The organism is Polaromonas sp. 39-63-25 (genome assembly GCF_002278925.1).
Lineage (GTDB): Bacteria > Pseudomonadota > Gammaproteobacteria > Burkholderiales > Burkholderiaceae_C > Polaromonas.
This window is the reverse complement of record NZ_NCJH01000006.1, coordinates 657,984-681,746: the sequence shown is the minus strand read 5'-3', so window position 1 is coordinate 681,746 and position 23,763 is coordinate 657,984. Positions and strand designations below refer to the sequence as shown.

20 protein-coding genes are annotated in these 23,763 nt (G+C 63.4%); 2 read left to right on the top strand and 18 right to left on the bottom strand.

All coding sequences use genetic code 11. From position 1 onward, the window contains the following. Positions 1-14: 14 nt before the first annotated feature. Both B7X65_RS09730 and B7X65_RS09725 read right to left on the bottom strand, forming a co-directional pair. Positions 15-1,922, bottom strand: coding sequence for a LapD/MoxY N-terminal periplasmic domain-containing protein (locus B7X65_RS09730; RefSeq protein ID WP_293594086.1), 1,908 nt, complete (start codon positions 1,920-1,922; stop codon positions 15-17). 47 nt (positions 1,923-1,969) lie between these two features. After that, entirely contained in the window at positions 1,970-2,632 is a 663-nt protein-coding gene (locus B7X65_RS09725) for a transglutaminase-like cysteine peptidase (protein ID WP_293594085.1), read from the bottom strand. A 325-nt stretch (positions 2,633-2,957) separates the two neighbouring features. Between B7X65_RS09725 and B7X65_RS09720 the strand changes: the two genes are divergently transcribed. Beyond that, positions 2,958-5,201, top strand: coding sequence for a TolC family outer membrane protein (locus tag B7X65_RS09720; protein ID WP_293594084.1), 2,244 nt, complete (start codon positions 2,958-2,960; stop codon positions 5,199-5,201). A 185-nt stretch (positions 5,202-5,386) separates the two neighbouring features. Here B7X65_RS09720 and B7X65_RS09715 read toward each other — a convergent pair whose 3' ends face one another. The 9 genes from B7X65_RS09715 to B7X65_RS09675 all read right to left on the bottom strand — a co-directional run bounded on the left by B7X65_RS09715 (position 5,387) and on the right by B7X65_RS09675 (position 14,841). Next, positions 5,387-6,358, bottom strand: coding sequence for a response regulator (locus B7X65_RS09715; protein WP_293594083.1), 972 nt, complete (start codon positions 6,356-6,358; stop codon positions 5,387-5,389). 163 nt (positions 6,359-6,521) lie between these two features. Continuing rightward, entirely contained in the window at positions 6,522-6,917 is a 396-nt protein-coding gene (locus B7X65_RS09710) for a RidA family protein (protein WP_293594082.1), read from the bottom strand. Continuing rightward, positions 6,914-7,357 (bottom strand): thioesterase family protein, encoded by a 444-nt coding sequence (locus B7X65_RS09705; RefSeq protein WP_293594081.1) that lies wholly within the window; start codon positions 7,355-7,357, stop codon positions 6,914-6,916. Before B7X65_RS09705 ends, B7X65_RS09710 begins: the two co-directional genes overlap by 4 nt. Positions 7,358-7,364: 7 nt before the next feature. Continuing rightward, positions 7,365-8,990: an AMP-binding protein gene (locus tag B7X65_RS09700; protein ID WP_293594080.1), complete on the bottom strand. Its 1,626-nt coding sequence runs from the start codon at positions 8,988-8,990 to the stop codon at positions 7,365-7,367. Beyond that, entirely contained in the window at positions 8,987-10,156 is a 1,170-nt protein-coding gene (locus B7X65_RS09695; RefSeq protein ID WP_293594079.1) for an acyl-CoA dehydrogenase family protein, read from the bottom strand. The genes B7X65_RS09700 and B7X65_RS09695 overlap by 4 nt, the downstream gene beginning before the upstream one ends. Before the next feature lies 1 nt (position 10,157). Further along, positions 10,158-11,012: an enoyl-CoA hydratase family protein gene (locus B7X65_RS09690; protein WP_293594078.1), complete on the bottom strand. Its 855-nt coding sequence runs from the start codon at positions 11,010-11,012 to the stop codon at positions 10,158-10,160. Then, positions 11,009-11,491 carry a MarR family transcriptional regulator gene (locus B7X65_RS09685; protein ID WP_293594077.1) on the bottom strand — a complete coding sequence of 161 codons (483 nt, stop codon included), beginning with the start codon at positions 11,489-11,491 and terminating at the stop codon, positions 11,009-11,011. Before B7X65_RS09685 ends, B7X65_RS09690 begins: the two co-directional genes overlap by 4 nt. 58 nt (positions 11,492-11,549) lie before the next feature. Continuing rightward, positions 11,550-13,850 carry a bifunctional salicylyl-CoA 5-hydroxylase/oxidoreductase gene (locus B7X65_RS09680; protein WP_293594113.1) on the bottom strand — a complete coding sequence of 767 codons (2,301 nt, stop codon included), beginning with the start codon at positions 13,848-13,850 and terminating at the stop codon, positions 11,550-11,552. Positions 13,851-14,094: 244 nt separating this feature from the next. Then, positions 14,095-14,841 carry a 2OG-Fe dioxygenase family protein gene (locus B7X65_RS09675; RefSeq protein ID WP_293594076.1) on the bottom strand — a complete coding sequence of 249 codons (747 nt, stop codon included), beginning with the start codon at positions 14,839-14,841 and terminating at the stop codon, positions 14,095-14,097. A gap of 111 nt (positions 14,842-14,952) precedes the next feature. Here B7X65_RS09675 and B7X65_RS09670 point away from each other — a divergent pair, with 111 nt between their 5' ends. After that, on the top strand, positions 14,953-15,252 hold the full coding sequence (locus B7X65_RS09670; RefSeq protein WP_293594075.1) for a DUF1840 domain-containing protein: 300 nt from the start codon (positions 14,953-14,955) through the stop codon (positions 15,250-15,252). A gap of 139 nt (positions 15,253-15,391) precedes the next feature. Here the strand turns inward: B7X65_RS09670 and B7X65_RS09665 are convergent, their stop codons facing one another. The 7 genes from B7X65_RS09665 to B7X65_RS09635 all read right to left on the bottom strand — a co-directional run bounded on the left by B7X65_RS09665 (position 15,392) and on the right by B7X65_RS09635 (position 23,681). Next, on the bottom strand, positions 15,392-16,399 hold the full coding sequence (locus B7X65_RS09665; protein ID WP_293594074.1) for a tripartite tricarboxylate transporter substrate binding protein: 1,008 nt from the start codon (positions 16,397-16,399) through the stop codon (positions 15,392-15,394). Positions 16,400-16,548: 149 nt separating this feature from the next. Then, positions 16,549-17,532, bottom strand: a complete 984-nt coding sequence (locus tag B7X65_RS09660) for a tripartite tricarboxylate transporter substrate-binding protein (RefSeq protein ID WP_293594073.1) — start codon at positions 17,530-17,532, stop codon at positions 16,549-16,551. 82 nt (positions 17,533-17,614) lie between these two features. Beyond that, complete coding sequence (locus B7X65_RS09655; RefSeq protein ID WP_293594072.1) at positions 17,615-18,946, bottom strand: AMP-binding protein; 1,332 nt, start codon at positions 18,944-18,946, stop codon at positions 17,615-17,617. Between the two features lie 213 nt (positions 18,947-19,159). Next, positions 19,160-19,981 (bottom strand): ABC transporter ATP-binding protein, encoded by an 822-nt coding sequence (locus B7X65_RS09650; RefSeq protein ID WP_293594071.1) that lies wholly within the window; start codon positions 19,979-19,981, stop codon positions 19,160-19,162. 125 nt (positions 19,982-20,106) lie between these two features. Next, positions 20,107-21,435 (bottom strand): ABC transporter substrate-binding protein, encoded by a 1,329-nt coding sequence (locus B7X65_RS09645; RefSeq protein WP_293594070.1) that lies wholly within the window; start codon positions 21,433-21,435, stop codon positions 20,107-20,109. A 113-nt stretch (positions 21,436-21,548) separates the two neighbouring features. Next, on the bottom strand, positions 21,549-22,625 hold the full coding sequence (locus B7X65_RS09640; RefSeq protein ID WP_293594069.1) for a branched-chain amino acid ABC transporter permease: 1,077 nt from the start codon (positions 22,623-22,625) through the stop codon (positions 21,549-21,551). A gap of 126 nt (positions 22,626-22,751) precedes the next feature. Then, entirely contained in the window at positions 22,752-23,681 is a 930-nt protein-coding gene (locus B7X65_RS09635; protein WP_293594068.1) for a branched-chain amino acid ABC transporter permease, read from the bottom strand. Between the last annotated feature and the right edge of the window lie 82 nt (positions 23,682-23,763).

The window sequence follows — 23,763 nt, the reverse complement described above, 5'->3', positions numbered from 1 at the left end:
TGGTTCGGTGCTTGTCAGGTGGGTTCTTTGACAGCGGGACCGGATACTCCGTCGAAGCCCGCTTCTTCCAGGGCCGCCAGTTCCGCGCGGTCGATCACGCCGTCGGCATAGACCTGCATGCCCATCTTGTGGGCCGCGCTTGCCACGCTCTTGAGGAAAAGCTGGTTGGCCGCGCTGTGTTGCAGGCCCCGGACAAAGCTGGCGTCGACCTTCAGGAAGTCGAGCCCGAGGTCGTGCAACGCGTCGACCTGGCTGAAATGCCGGCCAAATTGGCCCAGTCCCGCCCGGCTGCCGGTTTTCCGGATGTCGGCGACGAATTCGCGAAAACTTTCGAGCTGCTGGACAGCCGCGGCTTCCGGCACCTCCAGCCACAGGCGGCGAGCCGCCTCCTGGTTGCCCCTGAGCAGGTCCAGCAATTGCGAGCGAAAGTCTTTTTCGCTGACAGAGCGTGGCGACAGGCTGACCGCCAAGCCGGCCAGGCCCGGCTCGTTGCTCAGTTTTCCAAGTGCCAGCCGGATGGCCGCCAGATCCATCAGCGGCATCAGTTGAAAAGCCTCGCCTACTTGCCGGAAATGCCGCCTGGGCTGCCAGGTTTGTGTGTTGCCCAGCATCAGTTCCGTGCTGCAGTCCCGGTAGACAAGATGGCCCTTCAGGTCAAGGACGGGGAAGGAAAGCTGCCGGACCTGGCCGTTGGCGAGGGCGTGCCTGATCAGGTCTGCCGTTTGATGGTCATCTTCGGTGGGAGTTTCAACGCCAGCCTCGCGGATGGTGTTGTCGCCTGTCGCCTCGGCCGCCACCATGGCACCCGAGACCTGGGCCATCAAACCCGCCATGTCCTGTCCGCGCTGCAACTTGCCCATGCCGATGTAGGCGGCAGGCCCACTTCCGGTCAGGGGAGCACTCGCCTTCACCAGCGCCTCCAGCAGTTTGCTGGCCACATCGTGGGCACCGGTCGGATCTGGCACCAGCAGCGCAAAATCGGATTCACCGATGCGTGCTGCCACGGCGTGGGCCTGTGTGGCGTGCTGGGCAAGCACCGCTGCGAAGGCTTTCAGGAGCTCATTGGCAGCCGGCGTCCCCAGGCGCTGGTGATGCCGGGAATAATTGGCCAGACGCACCAGCAGCAGCGTGCCGCCCGCCGTATCTTCGGTGTCGAGCGAGTCCAGCAACTGGGTCAGAAAAAAGGTCCGGTTGGCCAGGCCCGTGAGCGGGTCGTAATTGGCGCTGATGCGAAGAACCTCCAGGCGTTGCGCTTCTTCGGCAAACATGGTCTTGAGGCGAGTGACCGTGCTGTTCATTGCCAGGGCAAGTTGTCGGAGTTCTGGCACTTCCGGCACAGCAATCAGCACAAAGCGGCGTTCGCTGATGTCGTTGGCTTGCTTGATGACCCGCTGCAGCGGCTCGTGAAGGCGTCGCAGGATCATGGCTCCCAGGAAGCCGCCTAGCAGTCCTGACAGGCCGAGGGCGGCCACCAGTTGCACGACGCTTTTCCACAGCGCCAGGTAGGCGAAATGGCTGTTGCTGACAAGGGTCAGGGTGCCAACCTGGGTCCAGCCGCTGCTGATCTGCGCCTGTCCGGGTGTTGCGTTTAGCGGCAGCGCCTGGACAAACCAGGTTGGTACGGTACGTGCCGTGGCCGGTGCGACCCGCTCGACAATGGTTTTCCCAAGAGGGTCTACAACGCGTATCAGGGCATAGTGGCCGCTGTCGAACAGGGCTGAAACCGTCAGTTCCACCATGACCGCATCAGCACGCTGCTGGCTCAGTGCCAGTGCCAGCGCGGTGGCGTTGTCGGTGTTTTTGGCGCTGAGCTGCTCCGTCAGATAGCTTCGGGCGTTCAGCGTGGACGCCAGCAGGCCACCCAGCAGTGCCAGCAGCGTGCTGAGAATGATTGCGAGCCACATTTGGCGGTACATCGACATGGAAGATTCCCCTCGGAGCAGTTCGTTATAGCGGTTTCTAAGTGAATTCAATCAAAACCTTCGGCGCGCGCGCGTCTGAGCAATTCCTGCCACCGGGTCAGGTTGGCGGGGCCTCCGGCGCCTCGTGCGCCCGACGTCCCTTGCCAGAGTCCCTGGCTGTTGAAGCTGAATACCGGCTGCAGGTCCGGGCGACGCGAGGCCGGCAGCAAGTCATCAATCAGGTTGTCGAGAATCAGGGGTTCGGCCTCTGGGGACGGGTAATAGGCCAGCACCATATGGGCCTGGGTGATGCTGCTGTTGACGCCGCCCAGTCGGGCCTGCACATAGATCAGGCGCAATTTCTCGTCAGGAATGTTGAGCAGCAGCAGCGTGAAATACTTGGCAATGGCAAAGTCTTCGCAGTCGCCAGCGCCTTTGCCCAAGGTTTCCATCGGGGTGGCCCAATAGTCGCTTTGCCCCCAGATGGGCTGGTCATCCCCGAACCTGATCCGGCGGTTGTAAAAGTCGTTGACCCGTCTGAGCTGTGCGGGTGCCGTCTGGTCCGCGCTGCCTTGCAGGAGCTTTTGCCAATCCAGGAACGATTCGCGGGCGGCTGGGCCAAAGCGCTGGGTCAGGACGCTTTGCATACGGTCAAAATCAACCGCAGCAACCTTCATTGCCCCGAGAACGAGCAGCACGACAATCAGGGCGGCTTTGGGAAGGTGCTTCAAGTGTTTCGTTTTCGCCGCAGTGGTGAAATTCGCCCGGATATTAATTGCTCTTCGGAAAATCCTGCGTTAACATGAAAATATCTATATAAAACAGTAACTAACGGTGATTTGTTAACCTGATTTCGAATGATTTTCCATCGCTCAGGTTCATGGCCGAATCATTTCGCAGTCTGCACAGTGCGCGTCCCTTTGTAGCAAAGAGTAAGAAGATGCCAGAAAAGCAACCCAAAAGCTTTGCCATGCTGACCCCGGCGGCCATTGCCTGCACGTCGGTTTCTGTCAGTGTAACGGCGAAGCCATGGATCGCATGAACTTGCGAGCGTCCATGCTGGCCCCTCTTGTGGCCGGCACCTTTTCGCATGGCCAGCGCGTTGCTGTGCCCTGCCGCCTGAACAACACCCTGATCGCGCTGATGCTTGCCGGTGTTGGGTTCGGCGCCCTGCCGCTTGTGTTTCCGGCTCCGGCGTTTGCCCAGGCAACAGGCAAACCGCTGACGCTCAAGGAAGCCGCACAGAATGCGGTACTGAACAATCCTGAAGTTCTCGCGCGCTGGCACACCATCAAGGCTGCCGATGGCGAGCGTGATGCTGGCGCCGGAGCCTTGTTGCCCAAGGTCGATCTTGCAGCCGGCAGCGGCGCGGAGCGGCGTAGCACTCCGACCACGGTGGGCACCCGCTTCGACCGCAATTCGGCCTCCCTGACCATCACCCAGTTGCTTTACGACGGCTTTGCCACGCGCAACGACGTCAAGCGGCTTGACCATGCCCGTCTGGTTCGTCTGTTCGAGTTTTTCGATACGTCGGAGAGTGTGGCACTCGAAGCGGTGAAGGCCTATTACGATGTCTTGCGTTATCGGGAGCTTTTGCGCCTGGCCGAGGATAATTTTGTCCAGCACCGCTCGGTTTTTGACCAGACAGAGCGCCGTGTCAAGGCCAAAGTGGCGCGGGCCGTCGATCTGGAGCAGATCGCCGCGCGTCTGGCCATGGCCGAGTCCAACCTGCTGACCGAAACCTCCAACTTGCACGACACCACGGCGCGTTTCCAGCGCATTGTGGGCCTGATGCCAACGCGGGACATGCCCGTGCCTGCGCCGTTGATGCGGGATATTCCGGAGGATGCGTCCGGTGCCATACGCAGCGCGCAGCAGCGCAATGGTGCCTTGCGCGCATCGATCGAAAACGTGCGTGCTTCCAATGCCGCACTGGCTTCCCGCAGCGGCGCGTACCAGCCGCGTTTCGATCTGCGTTTGCGCCGCGAGCAGGGCGCCAACCTGAACGGTGTCTCGGGCAATACCGACGCCACCGTGGCTGAAGTCATCATGAGCTGGAACCTGTTCAACGGCTTCGGCGACCGGGCAAAGGAGCGCCAGTTTGCCGAGCAGCTCAATGTGGCCAAGGATTTGCGTGACAAGACCTGCCGCGACATCCGGCAGACGCTGCTGATCGCTTACAACGATCAGCGCAAGCTCAAGGAGCAGCTGGGCTATCTTGACCAGAACAAGGTGTCTGTCGAGAAAGCGCGCAATGCCTACCGCCAGCAATTTGACATCGGTCAGCGCACGCTGCTGGATTTGCTGGATACGGAAAACGAACTTTTCCAGGCCAAGCGTGCGGTGGCCAACGCCGAGCAGGACCTCAACATCGCTTACGCCAGAACGCAGGCAGGTCTGGGCACCTTGCTGCCAGCCCTTGAACTGTCCAAAATCGAGACCGGTGGTTTCCCCGGACTGGATCAATGGAACGACGGCGAAGACGCTTCGCAGCACTGCCCGGCCGAGCCTGTCAGCGTGTATGTGGTGGACAAGGGCGCCTTGATCCAGCGGGCCGCCGATCAGGTGAAGGAGACCGCACTGTTCAACGCGCGCGAGCGTGCGGTCCAGGAGGTTTTTGCACCGGCTGCGACGCCTTTGCCCCCTGCGGGCGGCCGTCTGGCGCCAGTCCCTGCACCGGTGGCGACACCGGTCAAACCGGCCACTCCGGTCGCGCCGCCCCCTGCACCCGTGGCACCGCCCGCTGATTCCGGGAGTAGCGAACTCCGGCGGACGCTGGAACAGCAGACCGCCCTGGCCAATGCACGCGAGCGTGCCGCGCAGCAGGCCTTGGCGCCTGCGCCGGCCGTCAGGCCCGCGATGCAGCCGAGACCACCCTCGGTAGTGCCCAAACCGGCGCCCGTTGCGGAGCCCGTGCCGTCCGCGATGCCAGAGGCCGGCAGCAGCAGCGAGATCAGCAATGCCGTGGAAGGCTGGCGCACGGCCTGGTCCAGGCGGGATGTGGATGCTTACCTTGGCTTTTATGCGCCCGGGTTTGTGCCATCCAACGAGGGTGGCCGGGACGCCTGGAAAGAAAAGCGCAAGGCGGTTTTGGGGCGCGCCGTTGATATTTCTGTGGAAGTGAGTGAACTGTCGGTCGCCACGCCCGACGCCACCCATGCAACGGCGACCTTCCGGCAGACCTACCGCTCGGCCAACTACCGTGACGTGGTGACCAAAACCCTGCAATGGGAGCGGGTGGGCGACCGCTGGCTGATTGTGCGCGAGAGCTCCGTGACGCCGGTGCAGGGCATCCAGTAATTCCCGGAGCCGCCCGCTGACGGGTGGCTTTTCAGCTGGGTGGATGCGCAGGCGCCGGTTGGGGCACGCGCAAAAAAGGTCTTATTCCGTTTCTAAATCATTCGTGAACGCGAAGGCGAAGCGACGACAGTACAAACGTACGGCTAGCGAAGCCGACAAAGTGCACGGATGATTTAGAAATGGAATTAGCCCAGATCGGTATCGGCTGCCACCCGGTCGAGCTCGTCGAACACCTTGTCAAAGTCTACCGGCTTGGTCCAGTAACCGGCAAATCCTGCCTGCTCGGCAAGAATCTTGTGCTCAGGCTGGGTGTCGGCCGAACACATGAAGGCCGGCGTTGCCCGCAGGCCCGGGATCTCCCGGATGCGCTTGAGCAGGTCAATCCCATGGGTGTCCGGCAGGCGGCCATCGAGCACCAGCACATCAGGCAGCCAGTTGCCGGCCACCTCAAAGCCCTGGGCACCGTTTTGGGCCATGCGGACCTCGACGTCTTCGCGTGTTCGCATCACGTCGTCGAACAGCATGAGGTTGTACATGTTGTCCTCCACATACAGCACCCGCATTTTTCGCTGCAGGCCCTGGCTGGCGGCCTTGGTCGTCTGCAGGGGTGCCGACAAGGTGTCCGCCGGTTCGACGCCTTTTGCAGAGGCGGGCTGTTCCCAGTACCCATCGGTGGCAACCTGGTCCAGTGCCCGACACAGGCGCGCAGACTGAAGCAGGGCGTTTTCCACCCGTTTGCGCTCGGTGACGTCCAGGCTCATTTCGATATAGGCGAGCGGTCGGCCCTGGGCATCGGACTCCAGATAAAGCAGGGCATGCACGTCCACCAAGCCACCATCGGGGCGGATGACGCGGTAGTCCAGCTCGATGGCCCCCGGGGTCTTGCGCAGCTGGTCGCGTGCCCGGACCAGCAGGTCCAGGTCGTCCGGATAAACCAGGCCCATCGCTGCTTCCAGCGTCATGGGGGTGCCCGCAGGCACGCCAAACAGCTGATAGGCGCGGGGGTTCCAGCTGAGCTGCTGGCTTTCCAGGTGGAAGACGGACTGGGCCACCCCGGTCATTTCCATCAGCTGCTGCTGCATCCTCCGCTGGGCTTCGGCCAGGCCGAATTCGGGCTCGGGCGTGATCTGCTTGAAACCGGATGTCTGATCAGCCATGAAATGCAAGCCTGGTGGGTGTGGGAAGGAGGGGGTTCACGTAGATCTCCAAAGACGTCGGCATCGATGCCGCCAGTTCGGCTCCATCTTATGCCAGAAAAGCCCTGGAACGCCGTCGCCAGGCCTGCCTCCTTGTCTGCTGTGGGAGGCAGGAGTCACCTGCTCAGTCTGGCAGGACGGCCGTCACTTCAATTTCGATGCGGGCGCGCTCTTCCACCAGGGCGGAGACTTCCACGCAGGTCATGGCCGGAAAGTTTTTGCCCATCACCTCGCGGTACACCGTACCCAGCTCCTTGAGCCGCGCGATGTATTCCACACGGTCCACCACGTACCAGGTCATGCGTGCCATGTGCTGGGGCCCCGCACCGCCGGCCTGCAGCACGGCCAGGATGTTTTGCAGGGCCTGGCGGGTCTGGGCGATGAAGTCATCGCTCTCGAACTGCTGCTGTGCATTCCAGCCGATCTGCCCGCCGACAAAAATCAGGGCCCCTCTGGCCATCACGCCATTGGCATACCCTCTGGGTGCCGCCCAGCCGTCCGGCTGCAATAGTTTCATCATGACTTGTCTTCCAGTGGGGTTTGCAGATAAGGCAGCATCGCTTCGCGCCATCCGTCAGGAATGCGCAAAGCCTTGCCGTTGGGGATTTCGGCGCAGACGACCACCGAGTCTGCACGCAATTTTAGGCCCTGGCCCGCTTCCTGATTGCGTAAACTGCTATGAATTTCATAGTGCATGCCGATGCTGGTGTGGCCCAGCCGGGTCAGGCTGAGCTCGATGTTGACCTCGTCGCCATAGCGGCACATGCCGAGAAACTCGGTCTTCATGTCCACAATGGGCACGCCCAGGCCGCCGGCAATCATCTCGTGCTCGGGAAAACCGATGTGGGCCAGAAAATCTTCCTGCGCCTCATGCAGCAGGTAAAAGTACTGCGGGTAAAAAACAATGCCGGCCGGGTCGCAGTGGTGAAAACGGATCAGCTTGTGGGTGGTGAATTTCATGTCTGTCTCAGGGCTGGCGCAGCTTGAAGCGCTGGAGTTTTCCGGTCTCCGTGCGCGGCAGGCTGCTCACGAATTCAATCCGGCGCGGGTATTTGAACGGCGCCAGCGTGGCTTTCACGTGGTCCTGCAGCAGCCGGGTCATGGCCTCGCCGGCTTCCTGGCCAGGCTTGAGCACGACAAAGGCCTTGACGACCATGCCGCGCTCCTCGTCGGGCTCGCCGATCACACCGCATTCGGCCACCGCCGGGTGTTTGAGCAGGGCGTCTTCCACTTCAGGGCCCCCGACGTTATAGCCCGAGGTGATGATCATGTCGTCGGCCCGCGACTGGAAGAAGAAGTAACCGTCGGCGTCCTGCAAAAAGGCGTCGCCCGGGTAATTCCAGCCTTCCTTCACATACTTGGCCTGGCGTTCGTCGTCGAGGTAGCGGCAGCCGGTGGGCCCGATGACGGCCAGCTTGCCGATGGTGCCGCGCGGCACTTCCCGGCCTTCATCATCCACCACCTTCGCGATGTAACCGGGCACCACCTTGCCGATGGCGCCGCGGCGCACGTCTGCCGCCGCGGTGGAGATGAAGATGTGGAACATTTCGGTGGCGCCTATGCCGTCGGTCATCTCGATGCCGGTCGCGTCCTTCCAGAGCTGGCGCGTGGCGTCGGGCAGGCCTTCACCCGCGCTGACGCAGATGCGCAGCGTCGGCACGCCGTGCTGCTTCGCAAAGGCGGCCATCTGGCGGTAGAAGGTGGGCGCGGTGTAGCAGAGGGTGGCGCCCACTTCGTTGATGAGCTTGACCATGGCTTCCGGGGTGTAGGGGATGCCGGGGTAATACACCGAGGCGCCCGCCCACATCGGGAAGACCAGCATGCCGCCCAGGCCGAAGGTGAAGGCCAGCGGCGGCGAGCCCATCACGATGTCGTCCGGCGTGGCCTGGAGCACATGGCGCGGCCAGGCCTCGCAGGCGGCGAGCACGTCGCGGTGCGTGTGCACGGCCGCTTTCGGCGTGCCGGTGGTGCCGGAGGTGAAGGCCATCATCGCGATGTCGTCGGCCGAGGTCCGGCAGGGCGCGAAGTTGCCGTCCTTGCCGGCTGCACGCACGGCGAGCGAGCCGGGCTCGTTCAGGTTGAAAGGGACGATGGTCGTGAGTGTCGGGTCCAGGTCGCGGGCGGCCTGCAGTTCGGCCAGTAGGCCGGCATCACACAGCGCCACCGTGGCTTGGGACTTGGCGATGATTTCACCGAGCTCCTTGGCGCGCAGCAGCGGCATGGTGGCCACGGCCACCAGCCCGGCCTTGACCACCCCCAGCCAGGCCAGCGCCATGCCGATGGTGTTGCCGCCGCGCAGCAGCACACGGTTGCCGGGCACCAGCTGTAGGTCTTCAGTCAGCACCTGGGCGATGCGCTTGACGCGTTCATGGGCATCGGCATAACTCAGGATGATCTTGTCGGAGCGCAGGAAAGGCCGGTCCGACAGGCCGCGCTTGTCAGCACGCTCGAACAGCACGTCCACCAGGTTGGCCTGCGCGGGAATCTGCAGCTCGGGCAAGTCGTAACGCATCTGCGGCCACTGGTCCGGCGGCGGCAGGCGATCGTGCACGAAGCGGTCGGTCTGGACGGAGGGGTGAGAGGGGGTGCTCATGATTGCAATACCGCCTTGCCAATGATCAGTTGCTGGACTTCGGTCGCACCTTCGTAGATGCGCAGCGAGCGGATGTCGCGGTACAGGCTTTCCACCTTGGTGCCGACCTTCACGCCCAGGCCGCCGTGCATCTGCAGCGCCATGTCGATCACGCGCTGGGCGTTTTCCGTCGCCGTCATCTTGGCCATGGCGGCCTCGGCGGTGATGCGTTTGCCGGCACCGCTGGCTTCGCTGTCATCGCGCAGCCAGGCGGCGCGGTAAGTGAGCAGGGCGGCGGCATCGATCAGGGCCGCCATCTCGCCGATCTTGGCCTGCGTCAGCTGGAAGTCTGCCAGGGTCTGGCCGAACATCTTGCGTTCGCGTGAAAAACGCACCGCCTCGAACAGCGCGCGGCGTGCCATGCCCAGCGCCGCGGCCGCCACCGAAGCGCGGAAGATGTCCAGCGTCTGCATCGCCAGCTTGAAGCCGCCGTTGAGGACGCCCAGTTGGGCCTCGCCGGGGAGCTTGCAATGGGCAAACTTCAGCGTCGCCAGCGGATGCGGTGCCATCACTGCGATGTGTTCGCTGCTGTCCAGGCCGGGGTTGCCGGCGTCCACGATGAAGGCGGTGATGCCGCGTGTGCCGGCTTCGCGGTCGGTCTTGGCGAAGGTCACGTAAAAGTCGGCGATGTCGCCATTGCTGATCCAGGTCTTGCTGCCGTTGAGGGCCCAGCCGCCGTCGGAAGCATCGGCGCTGGTGGTCATGGCGCCCGCGTCCGAGCCCGCGTCGGGTTCGCTCAGTGCAAAGGCCGCGATCTTGTCGCCACGCGCCACCGCGGTCAGGTAGGCCGCCTGCTGGGCCGGTGTGCCGGCCAGCGTGATGGCGCCGCTGCCCAGGCCCTGCATCGCAAACGCAAAGTCGGCCAGCGGGGAGTGAAAGGCCAGGGTTTCGCGCAGGATCACCAGCGCGCGCGAATCGAGCTTGTCCATCGCCCCGCCGGCGCTGGCGGGCACGCAGTAGCGCAGCCAGCCGGCGTCGCCGAGCAGGCGCACCCACTGCCTGCAGGCGCGCCTGTCGTCGCTTTCGTCCACCTGCTGCACCGGCGCCCAGGCCGCGAGTTGTTCGCCCAGTGCGCGGTGCGCATCGCCAAAAAAAGGCAGGGCCAGATGTCGGGTATCGGCTTTCACATCAGTCTCCCTGGAACACCGGTTTCTGTTTGCTGGAAAAGGCTTCGTAGGCGCGCGTGAAGTCTTTGGTCTGCATGCAGATCGCCTGCGCCTGGGCTTCGGCTTCAATCGCCTGGTCCAGGGTCATGGCCCATTCCTGGTGCAGCATGGTTTTGGTCATGCCGTGGGCAAAGGTCGGGCCGGCGGCCAGGTCGGCGGCCAGTGCCTGCGCCTTGCCCAGCAGCTCGGCTGGCTCGTGCAGGGCATTGAAAAAGCCCCACTGAAGGCCTTCTTGCGCTGTCATGGCGCGGCCGGTGAACAGCAGCTCGGATGCGCGGCCCTGGCCGATCATGCGCGGCAGCAGCGCGCAGGCGCCCATGTCGGCGCCGGCCAGGCCCACGCGCGTGAACAGGAAAGCGGTTTTGGCTTGTGCCGTGCCCAGGCGCATGTCGGCGGCCAGGGCCATCATGGCGCCTGCGCCGGCGCAGATGCCGTCGATCGCGGCGACGATGGGCTGCGGGCACAGGCGCATGGCCTTGACCAGGTCGCCGGTCATGCGGGTGAACTCCAGCAGCTCGGGCATGGCCATTTTGGTGAGCGGGCCGATGATTTCATGCACGTCGCCGCCCGAGCAGAAGTTGCCGCCGGCGCCGGTCAGCACGATGACCTTGACGTCGGTGGCGCTGTTCAGTGCGCGAAACAGGTCGCGCAGCTCGGCGTAGGAGTCGAAGGTCAGCGGGTTCTTGCGCTCCGGCCGGTTCAGGCTCAGGGTGGCCACACCGTTGTCGAAGGCATAGGCAAAGTGGCGTGCCTGGTAGCCGGCCAGCGCATTGAACTGCGCGTGCATGGGGTTGCTGGGGCCAATGTAGTGTTTCATGCGTTTTCCATTTCCTGGTTCAGATCGGTCTGGTGCTGTTTGACTTTGCCCAGCAGCTTGTGCAGGGTGTCGATTTCGCGCGGCGACAGGCCGCCAAAGGCCTGGACAATCCAGCCTTCATGCTGGCGCGCCATCTCGTCAAAGGTCTTGCGGCCGCGCGGGGTCAGGCGCACGCGGTAGGCGCGGCGGTCGCCTTCGACGTCCATGCGTTCGACCAGGCCTTCGGCCACCAGCTGGTCGGTGATGCCGGTGACGTTGCCGCCGGTGACCATCATGCGGCGCGACAGCTCGTTCATCTTCAGCCCGTCAGGGTTGCGCTCGAGCTGCGCCATCAGATCGAAGCGCGGCAGGGTGGTGTCGAACTGTTCGCGCAGTTGGCCGCGCACCTGCTTTTCAATCAACTGCGTGCAGGTCAGCATGCGCAGCCACAGGCGCAGCGCTTCCGGGTGTTCGCGGTGGCCTCGTGCTTCCATGTCCATGGCATCTCTCCTGATTGACTATTGATTTGATAGCTGCTGGCGCTTGCCAGACAAGGGCTCAGGCCTGTTTTTGCTTTGAAAGTTCACGGTACATCTGGTCCCGGCCGCTGAGGTAGGGTTTCGGCCAGCTCACCGCCCGGCTTTGCAGCTTGGCCGCTTCGTGCAGGGTCCAGGCCGGGTCGGCCAGGTGCGGGCGCGCAATTGCGCACAGGTCGGCGCGCCCGGCGGCGATGATGCTGTTGACGTGGTCCACTTCCGAAATTGCGCCGACGGCAATCGTCTGGATGCCGACCTCGTTGCGGATGCGGTCGGCAAACGGTGTCTGGTACATGCGGCCGTACACCGGCTTGGCGGCGCGGGTGGTCTGACCTGACGACACGTCGATGAAGTCGCAGCCGGCGGCCTTGAACAGGCGCGCGATGGCCACTGCGTCGTCGGCGGTGTTGCCGCCCGGCGCCCAGTCGTGGGCCGAGATGCGCACACTCATGGGCCGGTCCGCGGGCCAGACCGCACGCATGGCCGCAAACACTTCCAGCGGGTAGCGGCAACGGTTTTCAAGCGAACCGCCGTACTCGTCGCTGCGCTGGTTGGTCAGCGGCGTGATGAAACTCGACAGCAGGTAGCCGTGCGCGCAATGCAGCTCCAGCCAGTCGAAACCGGCCTGGTCCGCATAACGGGTGGACTGGACAAACTGCGCCTTGATGCGGTCCATGTCCTCGCGTGTCATCGCCTTCGGAACGGCATTGGTCGGTCCGTACGGGACCGCGCTGGCCGCCAGCAGCGGCCAGTTGCCCGCGGGTAGCGGCTCGTCGGGCGTTTCCCAACCGAGCTGCGTCGAGCCTTTGGGGCCGCTGTGGCCCAGCTGCATGCCCATGGCCACACCTTCGCCCGAGCGGTGCGCGAAATCGACAATGCGTTTCCAGGCCAGCATCTGCGCTTCGTTCCACAAGCCCGGGCAGCCCGGTGTGATGCGGCCCTCGGGGCAGGGTGTGGTCATTTCGGCAAACACCATGGCCGCGCCGCCCAGTGCGCGCGCGCCCAGGTGCACCAGATGGAAGTCCTGGGGCAGGCCGTCGACGGCGCTGTAGGTCGCCATGGGTGAAACCACGATGCGGTTTTTGAGTTTGAGCTCACGCACCTTCAGCGGCAACAGCATGGGCGGCGGCGCCGGCTTGTCGCCGCTTTTTGCCAGCCACTGCTCGTAACCCTGCAGCCAGGAGGCGTCGCGCACACGCAGGTTCTCGTGGCTGATGCGTTGCGAACGCGTGAGCAGCGAGTAAAAGAACTGTTCGGCGTCCAGGCCGCTGTAGCGGTCCACATTTTCAAACCACTCGGTCGAGTTGCGCGCCGCGTTCTGGATCTTCAGGACCTCGACCGAGCGGACGGCTTCATACGCCTGCAGCGCGTCGTCCGCGACCGGGTGTTGCGCAAAGCAGCGGCTCAACTCGATCGCGTCTTCCAGCGCCAGCTTGGTGCCGCTGCCTATCGAAAAGTGCGCGGTGTGTGCGGCGTCACCCATCAGCACGATAGGCACGTCCTTGCCCCCGATGTTTTCATGGTGCACCCAGCGTTCGCAGACCACACGCGGGAAGCGGATCCAGATCGCCGAGCCGCGCACGTGCGTCGCATTGTTCATCAGGGCGTTGCCGTCCAGGTACTTGGCGAACAGCTGTTCGCAGAAAGCGATGCCTTCTTCCTGGCTCATCTGGTCCAGGCCATGGGCCTTCCAGACGGCCTCGGGCGTCTCGACGATGAAGGTGGAGGTGTTGTCGTCGAACTTGTAGGCGTGCGCCGCGAACCAGCCGTGTTCGGTCTGCTCGAACGCAAAGGTGAAGGCGTCAAAGGTCTTGTGGGTGCCCAGCCAGACAAAACGGCAGGCGCGCAGGTCGATGTCGGGCTTGAAGGTGTCGGCGTAGCGGTTGCGGATGCGGCTGTTCAGGCCGTCGCTGGCAATCACCAGGTCGGCCTGGTACTTTTCCGTGATGGCCTGGTCATCCTGCACGTCGGTTTCGAACACCAGATCGACGCCGAGGGCTATGCAGCGGTCCTGCAGGATGTTGAGCAGGCGCTTGCGGCCTATGCCGCAAAAACCGTGGCCGCCCGAGCGCACCGAGCGGCCCTTGAAAAACACCTCGATGTCATCCCAGTGGTTGAAGGCGTCGCCAATCAGCTGCGCGCTGACGGGGTCGGCCACCTGCAGGTTGCCCAAGGTCTGGTCCGACAGCACCACGCCCCAGCCGAAAGTGTCAAACGGGCGGTTGCGTTCCACCACCGTGATCTGGTTGGCCGGATTCTGCACCTTCATCAGCACCGCAAAGTACAAACCGGCGGGCCCGCCGCCCAGGCAAAGAATGCGCATGGAAAGACCGTTCAAGTTGATTGATCGAGTCTTAATTGTTTAGGTTTAAACTATTTTCGTCAAGCAGTTTTCTATGGGAGTGCGTCATGGTTAACGCTGACCCGGCGGAGTCCGAACTGCAACGGCCGAGTCATCTCTTTTCAAGCAGGGGCCGCGGGTCCGGCTTTGCCGGCCCGCAGGCGCAGCGCCCCCTCGGGGGGGGGCAGAGAGCGACACGCAGTGCGCGAACGTGGGGGCTCTATTTCTAGGGGGACTGAAAGTCACCAGCCCGGTAAGTCAGCACCAGGGTGTCGCGGTAGCCGTCCCGCGCCGCACCGTCGAGTGGCAGGATGGGTGTGGTTTCATGGATCACCCGGGCGTCGTCCAGCAACAGCGTGGTCAGCGGCTCCTGCATGAGAAAACGCAGGCCGTGCGGACCGTTGGCGTCGAACACCCGGCTCTCGCCGCCTTTGACGCCGCGGCGTGCCACCAGCATCACCACCACAAAGTCAACGCCGTCGCGGTGCGCGCCCTCCGGCGTCGGGCGGCCCACACCGCCTGCGGTGTCTATGCGGAACTGGTGGGCCTCGATGTACCAGCGCGCCACCGGACGGACCTGGGCAAACAGCTGGCCCAGAGCGCACAGCAGGGTCGTCCAGGCCGGCGCGGCGGCGACGGCCGGCTCGACCGGTTCGAACCAGCGTTCAAAGCCGCCATGCAGGGCGTTGTAGTCGGTGGGCTGCCAGTGGGCGCGGTGCGGCGTCTGTTGCAACTGCCCACCCGGCAGCTCCTGGACAAAGCAGCTGTGCCGGCGCCGGCGGTAGTGGCCGCCATCCTTGAGATGGGCATCGGGCGGCAGCTTGTCCCAGGAGGCGGCCAGACCAGACCATTGCCCGGCCCAGCCAGGCGGCAGGGACAGGGTGACCGGCAGGTCGGCGGGTGACAGCAGGCTCAGGCCGTCCTGGCTCAGTCCCTGGGCGGCGGGCTTTTGAACAGTGGGGATAGTAAACATAGCCGTCTATTTTGCTTCACCGGGCCCGCGCATGAACGGGCAAGCTGCCTACAGGCGCCCGTCGAAGACGCGCTCATAATCATCCTTGTTCATGCAAAAAAAGGAGCTGCCATGCTGTACAAATTCAAATCCAAAGCGTCCGGTGACCTGATCATGCTGGAGGCCAACGGCCGGCGGGTGCTGGAAATCATCGGCAAGGAGGCCGGTCCCAAGGGCATCATCCTGCCCGAGCAGATGCCGGCAGCCATCGCGGCGCTGGAAGCCGCGATCGTCCTTGAGGAAACCCACGACGAGGAGGCGCCTGAGCCCGTGCCCGGCGAAGGCCTGGGGCTGCGCCAGCGCGCCGTGCCCTTCATCGAGATGCTGCAGCGCAACCACAAGGCCGGGCATGAGGTGGTCTGGGGAGTCTAGTAGAGCCCCCACGGTCGCTCACTGCGTGTAGCTCCCTGCCCCCCGAGGGGGCCGCTGCGCCTGCGGGCCGGCAAAGCAGGACCCGCGGCCCCTGCTTGAAAAGAAACCCGCTCGCGGCGCCCGTGAGCCCGCAGGTTCGTTAATCGACCTTCGCGCCGGAGGCCTTGACCACCAGGGCCCACTTGGTGATTTCGGCGTCGATCAGTTTGGCGAATTCCTGCGGAGTGTTGCCGCTCGGGATGGCGCCTTGGGCCAGCATTTTTTCCTTGATGGCGGGTGCGGCCAATGCCTTGGCTACTTCCTGCTGGATGCGGCTGACCACGTCGGGCGGCGTGCCGGCCGGTGCCAGCAGGCCAAACCAGCTGCTGGCCTCAAAACCCTTGAGCTTGCCGGCTTCCTCCACCGTGGGCAACTCGGGCATGGCCGTCGAGCGCTGGGCGCTGGTGACTGCAAAGGCCTTGAGCTTGCCGCCCTTGATCTGCGGCATGGCCGACGGCAGGTTGTCGAACATGACGTCCACGTTGCCGCCTATCAGGTCCAGCAGGGCCGGGCCGGAACCGCGGTAGGGGATATGCGTCATGAAAATCCCGGTTTGCGACTTGAACAGTTCGCCGGCCAGGTGAATCGAGGTGCCGTTACCACTGGACGCCATGCTGAACTGGCCGGGATGGGCCTTGGCATATTTGACAAAATCAGCCACGGAGTTGATGCCCAGTTTGGTGGCTTTTTCGGCGTTCATGACCATCACGTTGGGCACCCCGGCCACCAGCGTGATCGGGGCAAAGTCTTTTTGCGGGTCAAAAGGCATCTTGCTGTACAGCGACTTGTTGATGCCGTGGGTGCCCACCGTGCCCATCAGCAGGGTGTAGCCGTCGCCAGGTGATTTGGCCACGAGGTCGGCGCCCACATTGCCGCCGGCACCGGCCCGGTTGTCCACGATGAAAGGCTGGCCGAAAGCCTTGGTGAGCTCGGGCGCCACAGCGCGGGCCAGGATGTCGGTGGTGCCGCCGGGCGCAAACGGCACGACGATGCGTACCGGCTTGGTCGGCCAGGCGGTTTGCGCTGTCACCGGCAAAGCTATAAAAAAAGTAGCTGCCAGCGTAATGCTGGAAAGGGCCAGGCGGCGATTTGTCTTGAAGATGGGCATGGTGCGGGGTTCCTGTTGGAGTGTGTCAAAGCGATGGATCTATCTTGGCGTTTCGGGGTGGCCGCTTCAATCGGGGCAATCCCGGCCTGTAACAAAAAAGCCGCCTGGCTTGCACCCGGCGGCTTTTTCTTCAGGCGGTGCTGCGGAAATCAGTCGGCGAACTTGCCGGCCGCTTCGATCACCGGCTTGAGCTTGGCAATTTCCGAGGCCACAAAAGCTTTGTGGGCCGCAGGTTCCACGCGTTTGTCGGTCACGACGATCGCGCCCAGGCCTTCCTGCTTCTTGATGAAGTCGGCATCTTTCAACGCGGCCTGGAGTGTCTTGTTCAGCTGGGCCAGGACGGCCGGTGGCGTGCCTTTGGGCGCATACAGGCCGTGCCAGATGGTCAGGTCAAAGCCCTTGAGGCCCATGTCCTGCAGCGACGGGTAGTCCTTGAGCAGTTTGTGCTTGCTCAATGGCTTGGCCGTGGTCACCGCAAAAGCCTTGACGCGGCCGGCTTCAATCTGGCCGGTGGTGTTGGTGGTCTGGTCGCACATCAGGTCCACCTGGCCGCCGACCAGCGCATTCATCGCCGGGCCGGTGCCGCCGAACGGAATGGTGGTCATGGCTTCCTTGGCGTTGACCGCCGCTTGCCACATCAAACCGCACAGGTGCGAAGCCGAACCCAGGCCGGCATGCGCAATATTGAGCTTGCCGGAGTTGGCCTTGATGTAATTCTCGAAGTCACGGTAGGTGTTGGCCGGCAACTGGGGCTTGCCAATCAGCGTCATCGGCACTTCGTTCACCATGCCCAGATACTCGAAGTCTTCCAGTGGCTTGTATTGCAGCTTGCGGTACAGGGCTGGCGTGGCCGCCATGCCGATATGAAACAGCAGCAGGGTGTGGCCATCCGGATTGGCTTTGGCCACCTTGGTGGCGCCAATCGTGCCGCCGGCACCGTTGACGTTTTCCACGACGAAGTTGGAACCAGGCATGTTTTTGCGCATGGCTTCGGCCAGGTCGCGTGCCACGCGGTCGGTCGGGCCGCCCGCTGCAAACGGCACCACGATGGCAACCGGTTTGGAGCCGGGATAGGTCTGGGCATTGGCGAACAGCGCCGTTGCAGCAGCGGCGAGGACTAACAGGCGTTTCATAAAGTCTCCTTGGAAATGGACTTCTCCAGTGTAGGAGCCGGCAGGGCCCCGTCCATCGCGGGAACTACGTAAGGGCAAGTCCTCACGCTGCGCCGGCCCGCAGGCGCAGCGCCCTCTCGGGGGGGGGGGGCAGACAGCGGCACACAGTGCGCGAACGTGGGTGGTTTTTTTTATAGCTCCGGGCGTCCTCGATGACTTTGCCGTCGTTGGGCAGGCTGCCCGGCGCCATCAGCTCGACATCGCCGCGCAGCTTGGTCACATCGCGGATCGCCTCGCTGATCCGGCTTTCCAGTTCCTGCGGCATGGCGGCGGCTTCCACCTTGAGCGTCATGCTGTCGCTGGCCATCTCGCCGGTGACGACCAGGCGCGCCTTGAGCACCTCGGGAAAACGCCGGGTGATGTCGGCCACCTGGCCGGGGTGGACAAACATGCCCCGGATTTTCGTGGTCTGGTCGGCCCGGCCCATCCAGCCCTTGATCCGGGTGTTGGTTCGCCCGGTGGGACAGGCGCCAGGCAATATCGCCGAGAGGTCGCCCGTGCCAAAGCGGATCAGCGGGTAGTCGGGGTTCAGGGTGGTCACCACCAGTTCGCCGACCTCGCCCTCAGGCACGGGGTCGCCGGTGCCGGGACGGACAATTTCCACAATCACGCCTTCGTCCAGCACCAGGCCTTCGCGCGCGGAGGTTTCGTAGGCGATCAGCCCAAGGTCGGCGGTGGCGTAGCTCTGGTAGACCGCCAGGCCGTGCCCGGCAAACCAGTCGCGCAGACTGGGCGGAAGGGCCTCGCCGCCCGTCAGGCCCTTGCGGATGCTGGAGATGTCGCTGCCGGTCTCCAGCGCTTTTTCGACCAGGATGCGCAGGAAACTGGGCGTTCCCATGTAGGCCTCGGGCCGCAGTTCGGCGATCGCCTGAAGCTGCTGCTCGGTCTGTCCCACCCCAGCCGGAAAAACGCTGCAGCCGATCGCGTGCGCACCGGACTCCATGATGAAGGCACCCGGTGTCATGTGGTAGCTGAACGCGTTGTGGGCCAGGTCGCCGGCGCGAAAACCTGCGGCGAACAGGGCGCGGGCGGCGCGCCAGTAGTCGCGGGCGGTGCCTTCGGGCTCATAGATCGGGCCGGGGGATGAAAAAATGCGCGGCATCTTCGGGCCGCGCAGCAGCGTGGAAAAACCGCCAAACGCGTCGGTGCCGCGGGCTGCCTGCTGTCGCGCCAGCAGTTCGTGCTTGCGTGTGACCGGCAGCCGTGCCAGCGCCTGGCGCGACGTGACAGCCGTGGCTTCCAGCCCCGCCAGAATGGCGCTGAATGCCGGCGCCGTTTTTTGCGCATGCGCCACCTGCGTCGGGAGCGCCGCCATCAGCTGGGTCTCGCGGGTGGCCGGGTCCCGTGTTTCCAGCGCGTCGTAATACTCAGTCATAAGATCTCCGAGGGAGCGTTGGGCTCCCCTCTTTACCAGCAGGGGCCGCGGGACCGGCTTTGCCGGACCGCAGGCGCAGCGCCCCCGAGGGGCTGGAGCCTGCGGCTCCAAAGCTGCTTGAGCAGCTTTGGGCAGGCGACAGAGGCGAAGCGTCTCGCAAACCGCGGCCTGCAAGGCCTCGGGCGCTACACGCAGTGAGCAACCGTGGGGGCTTCATGCCAGCCAGCGCTTGCGGCGCTTGTAGCTCTTGACGTCCTTGAAGCTCTTGCGTTCGCCGCCGCCAACGCCCAGGTAAAACTCCTTGACGTCTTCGTTGTTCGCCAGGTCGCTGGCCTGGCCGTCCATCACGATACGGCCGCTTTCCATGATGTAGCCGTAGTCGGCGTATTTCAGGGCCATGTTGGTGTTTTGCTCGGCCAGCAGAAAGGTCACCTTTTCCTTCTGGTTGAGGTCTTTCACGATATTGAAGACCTCCTCGACGATCTGCGGCGCCAGGCCCATCGAGGGCTCGTCGAGCAGCACCATGGTGGGGCTGGCCATCAGCGCGCGGCCGATGGCGCACATCTGCTGCTCGCCGCCCGAGGTGTAGGCTGCCTGCGAGGTGCGCCGTGTTTTCAGGCGCGGAAAATAGTTGTAGACCTTCTCGAGGTTGGCCGCCACTTCGGCCTTGCTTTTGCGCGTGTAGGCGCCGGTCAGCAGGTTTTCCTCAATCGTCAGGTGGGCGAAGCAGTGCCGGCCCTCCATGACCTGCACCACACCGCGTTGCACCAGGTCGGCGGGAGACAGGTTCTCGATGCGTTCGCCGCGCAACTCGATCGAGCCCTTGGTGACCGCACCGCGTTCACCCTGCAGCAGGTTGGAGATGGCCCGCAGGGTCGTGGTCTTGCCGGCGCCATTTCCGCCCAGAATGGCCACGATGCGACCCTGCGGCACTTGCAGGGACACGCCCTTGAGCACCAGGATCACGTGGTTGTAAATGACCTCGATGCCATTGACGTTCAGGACGATGTCGCTGGCGATGTCAGGTTTTTCCATAAGAATGTTTCTGCTTGTTGCTGTTCAAACGGCAGCGCTGCAACAGGGGCTTGAAGCGCTGGCGTTTGGCGGCTCGCTGGAGCCGCGCCCCCTCCCGACGGGCGGGAGGGGTGTTTAGCTGAAGATCAGGACTGGCAGTCCGCCGGGGTGCGCGGCGTGAGTTTCTTCTCGGCGGCATACTTGGCGGCGGTGGCTTTGACCATCGGTTTGATGATCTGCTCATCGGCCTGCAACCAGTCAGACGTGAACTTCCAGGCCTTGCCGTCCCAGGTGTGGATACGGGCCCATGCCGCACCCATGTGGTCCATGCAAGAGGTGCTGATTGGCCGCATGACGCCGGCAAAACCGAGTGCGTCCAGCTTGGCCTGGGTCAGATTCAGGTTTTCCAGACCCCAGCGGACCTGCTCACCACTCATGACCTTGCCCTTGCCGAAACGCTCCTGGGCGGAGCGAATGCCCTCGAGGCCCAGCATGGCACTCATGGCACCACGCATGTAAAGCACCTGGCCGACTTCGTCTTTCGGACCCGTTCCCTGGCCCTTGGCATGCACCATGGACAGGATGTCCTTGACGACCTTGGAGTTGGGTTCCGCACCGTGCTGCATGGTCACCGCGTTGTAGCCCTTGGCGCCGTCGGCCACGTCCTTCACATCGGGTTCAGCGCCGGACCACCAGACGCCGTACATCTTCTCGCGCGGGTAGCCGGTGGCCTGGGCTTCCTTGATGGCGGTGGAGTTCATCACGCCCCAGCCCCACAGTGCCACATAGTCAGGGCGGGCCTGGCGGATCTGCAACCAGGTGGCTTTCTGCTCGACGCCGGGGTGCGTCACCGGCAGCAGCTGCAGGTCAAAACCATGCATCCTGGAGCGTTCCTGCAATAGGGGAATCGGCTCCTTGCCATAGGGGCTGTCGTGGTAGACCAGCGCTATTTTTTTGCCTTTTAGTTTGTCAAAGCCACCTTCCTTCTTGGCAATGGCCTGCAGGATGGCGTCGGCGGCAACCCAGTAGGTGCCGGCAATCGGGAAGTTCCACTTGAACACCGATCCGTCCGCGCTTTCGCTGCGGCCATAGCCGATGGTGACCACCGGGATTTTGTCAATGGGCGCTTTTTCCGTGATGGCAAAGGTGGCGCCGGTGGACAGCGGCTGCACCAGCGAGGCCCCCTTGCTCTTGAGCCGTTCATAACACTCCACGCTGCGAGCGGTGTCATAGCCGGTTTCACATTCTTCGAAAGTGATCTTCACGCCATTGAGACCGCCGCGCGCATTGACCAGCTTGATGTAGTCAACGTAGCCGTTGGCCCAGGGGGCACCGTTCGGACCGTAAGGGCCGGTGCGGTAGGACAGCACCGGAATGAACTGCTCCTTGGCCTGAGCGAATGCGCTGGTCGCCACGATGGACGATGCGCCGGTGGCAAGGACTGCCGCCGCCAATATCAAGTTGCGAACCTTCATTGTTGTCTCCTAGAAATTAAAAATACACCCGAAAAAAACTGGCACCCCAGTAAACGTTCAAACGGCACAAAATACATCGGTGCTTCCCAGTAATCCTTAACCCTGATGGAAGCTCAATGCGGGAACGGCCAGAGCCGCATCTTCTGTTTGCCGACCGACCAGAGTTTGGCCAGGCCGTGCGGCTCCACAATCAGGAACCAGACGATCAGGCCGCCGAAAATCATCAGTTCCGCATGTGACACGCCTGCGGTGGAAATCTCGATGCCGAACAGGCCGGCAAACACCGGCAGGAACTGGTTCAGCGCGATCGGCAGCACCACGATGAAGGCGGCGCCGAAGAAGCTGCCCATGATGGAGCCGAGGCCACCGATGATGACCATGAACAGCAGCCGGAAGGACTGATCGACGGAGAAGGCCGCCGGTTCCCAGGCACCGAGGTAAATAAAGGCCCACAGACCGCCGGCTACGCCGATGATGAAGGAGCTGACGGCGAAGGCGCTGAGCTTGGCGTACATGGGCCGGATGCCGATGACTGCGGCCGCCACATCCATGTCGCGGATCGCCATCCATTCGCGGCCAATGGCGCTGCGCACCAGGTTCTTGGCCAGCAGGGCCACGATGGCCAGCACACTCAGGCAAAGCAGGTAGCGGCTCACCGAACTCTCAATGGGTAAACCAAACACCTGCAGGTTGGAAACCGCCACTGACCCCGAAGGCGTGTCCAGGGTGAACCACTTGATGCGCAAAAACATCCAGTCGGAAAAAAATTGCGCGGCCAGTGTGGCCACCGCCAGGTACAGGCCCTTGACACGCAGGCTGGGCAGGCCGAACAGGATGCCGAAGAAGGTGGCACACAGGCCCCCCAGGATCAGTGCCGGAATCAGCGGCATGCCGGGGATGCGCACAAAGAAGTTGTAGGCACCGTAGGCGCCGACCGCCATGAAGGCGCCGGAGCCCAGCGAAATCTGACCGCAGTAGCCGACCAGGATGTTCACGCCGAGCGCGGCCAGCGACATGATCACGAATGGAATCAGGATGGCGCGAAACAGGTAGTCGCTGGCCATCATGGGGACGGCCACGAAAGCAATGGCCAGCAGCAGCGCGATGGCAATGCGGTCCTGCAGGATGGGGAAGATCTGCTGATCTGCCCGGTAGCTGGTTTTGAATTGGCCGTTTTCTCTGTAGAACATATTTCTCTTCTGTGCTTTTTAGCTACGACACGCTACGCTTAACTTTGCTGCGCAAAGTGAGTCTTCGCTGAAAGATCCTCGCTGCCCTTGCGGGCAGGGAATCAACAAGTTGATTCTTCGCGTATTTCATACGCGATCGATGATCTTTTCACCGAACAGGCCTTGGGGCCGGAACAGCAGGAAGCCGAGGGCCAGCACGTAGGCAAACCAGATCTCGATGCCACCGCCCACAAACGGGCCGAGGTAGACCTCGGAGAGTTTTTCGCCGACGCCGATGATCAGGCCGCCAATGATGGCGCCGGGCACCGAGGTCAGGCCGCCCAGGATCACCACGGGCAGGGCGCGCAAGGCCACGGTGGCCAGTGAAAACTGCACGCCGAGCTTGCTGCCCCAGATCATGCCGGCCACCAGCGCCACCACACCAGCGACACACCAGACGATGACCCAGATGCGGTTCAGTGGAATGCCAATGGACTGCGCCGCCTGGTGGTCGTCGGCCACGGCGCGCAGGGCCCGGCCAGTGGCGGTTTTCTGGAAAAAGAGGCTCAGCGCGGCGACCAGCACGGCGGCGATCAGCGCGGCGTACAGGTCTTCCTTGTTGATCAGGATGCCACCCGGGAAGACCGAGTCGAGCACGAAGACCGGGTCTTTCGGCATGCCGATGTCGATCTTGTAGATGTTGCTGCCGAAAATCGTCTGGCCCAGGCCTTCCATGAAGTAGGCAATGCCCAGGGTGGCCATCAGCAAGGTGGCGCCTTCCTGGTTGACCAGGTGCCGCAGCACCAGGCGCTCGATGAACCAGGCCACAGCGAACATGATGACGGCGGCAATCACGAAGGCGGCGATGTTGGCCACGATGGGGCTTTCGATGCCGGTCCAATCGGGGATCCATTGCGAGAAGCGGGCCATCGCCAGCGCGGCGAACAACACCATGGAACCTTGTGCGAAATTGAACACGCCGGAGGCTTTGAAGATCAGCACAAACCCCAGCGCGACCAGTGAATACAACATGCCGGCCATCAGGCCGCCAAGAAGTGTTTCCAGAAAGAATGCCATCAGATGCTCCAATTTCCAGCAGCGGCCGCAGAACCGGCTTCGCCGGGCCGCAGGCGGCGTCCCCTGCAAGGGGAGAGGCGGC

What these genes read in the sequence shown, in the direction of transcription:
- B7X65_RS09730 (WP_293594086.1), bottom strand. Translation starts at nt 1,922, where the DNA reads ATGTCGATGTACCGCCAAATGTGGCTCGCAATCATTCTCAGCACGCTG.
- B7X65_RS09720 (WP_293594084.1), top strand. Translation starts at nt 2,958, where the DNA reads ATGCTGGCCCCTCTTGTGGCCGGCACCTTTTCGCATGGCCAGCGCGTT.
- B7X65_RS09715 (WP_293594083.1), bottom strand. Translation starts at nt 6,358, where the DNA reads ATGGCTGATCAGACATCCGGTTTCAAGCAGATCACGCCCGAGCCCGAA.
- B7X65_RS09710 (WP_293594082.1), bottom strand. Translation starts at nt 6,917, where the DNA reads ATGATGAAACTATTGCAGCCGGACGGCTGGGCGGCACCCAGAGGGTAT.
- B7X65_RS09705 (WP_293594081.1), bottom strand. Translation starts at nt 7,357, where the DNA reads ATGAAATTCACCACCCACAAGCTGATCCGTTTTCACCACTGCGACCCG.
- B7X65_RS09700 (WP_293594080.1), bottom strand. Translation starts at nt 8,990, where the DNA reads ATGAGCACCCCCTCTCACCCCTCCGTCCAGACCGACCGCTTCGTGCAC.
- B7X65_RS09690 (WP_293594078.1), bottom strand. Translation starts at nt 11,012, where the DNA reads ATGAAACACTACATTGGCCCCAGCAACCCCATGCACGCGCAGTTCAAT.
- B7X65_RS09685 (WP_293594077.1), bottom strand. Translation starts at nt 11,491, where the DNA reads ATGGACATGGAAGCACGAGGCCACCGCGAACACCCGGAAGCGCTGCGC.
- B7X65_RS09680 (WP_293594113.1), bottom strand. Translation starts at nt 13,850, where the DNA reads ATGCGCATTCTTTGCCTGGGCGGCGGGCCCGCCGGTTTGTACTTTGCG.
- B7X65_RS09675 (WP_293594076.1), bottom strand. Translation starts at nt 14,841, where the DNA reads ATGTTTACTATCCCCACTGTTCAAAAGCCCGCCGCCCAGGGACTGAGC.
- B7X65_RS09670 (WP_293594075.1), top strand. Translation starts at nt 14,953, where the DNA reads ATGCTGTACAAATTCAAATCCAAAGCGTCCGGTGACCTGATCATGCTG.
- B7X65_RS09665 (WP_293594074.1), bottom strand. Translation starts at nt 16,399, where the DNA reads ATGCCCATCTTCAAGACAAATCGCCGCCTGGCCCTTTCCAGCATTACG.
- B7X65_RS09660 (WP_293594073.1), bottom strand. Translation starts at nt 17,532, where the DNA reads ATGAAACGCCTGTTAGTCCTCGCCGCTGCTGCAACGGCGCTGTTCGCC.
- B7X65_RS09655 (WP_293594072.1), bottom strand. Translation starts at nt 18,946, where the DNA reads ATGACTGAGTATTACGACGCGCTGGAAACACGGGACCCGGCCACCCGC.
- B7X65_RS09650 (WP_293594071.1), bottom strand. Translation starts at nt 19,981, where the DNA reads ATGGAAAAACCTGACATCGCCAGCGACATCGTCCTGAACGTCAATGGC.
- B7X65_RS09645 (WP_293594070.1), bottom strand. Translation starts at nt 21,435, where the DNA reads ATGAAGGTTCGCAACTTGATATTGGCGGCGGCAGTCCTTGCCACCGGC.
- B7X65_RS09640 (WP_293594069.1), bottom strand. Translation starts at nt 22,625, where the DNA reads ATGTTCTACAGAGAAAACGGCCAATTCAAAACCAGCTACCGGGCAGAT.
- B7X65_RS09635 (WP_293594068.1), bottom strand. Translation starts at nt 23,681, where the DNA reads ATGGCATTCTTTCTGGAAACACTTCTTGGCGGCCTGATGGCCGGCATG.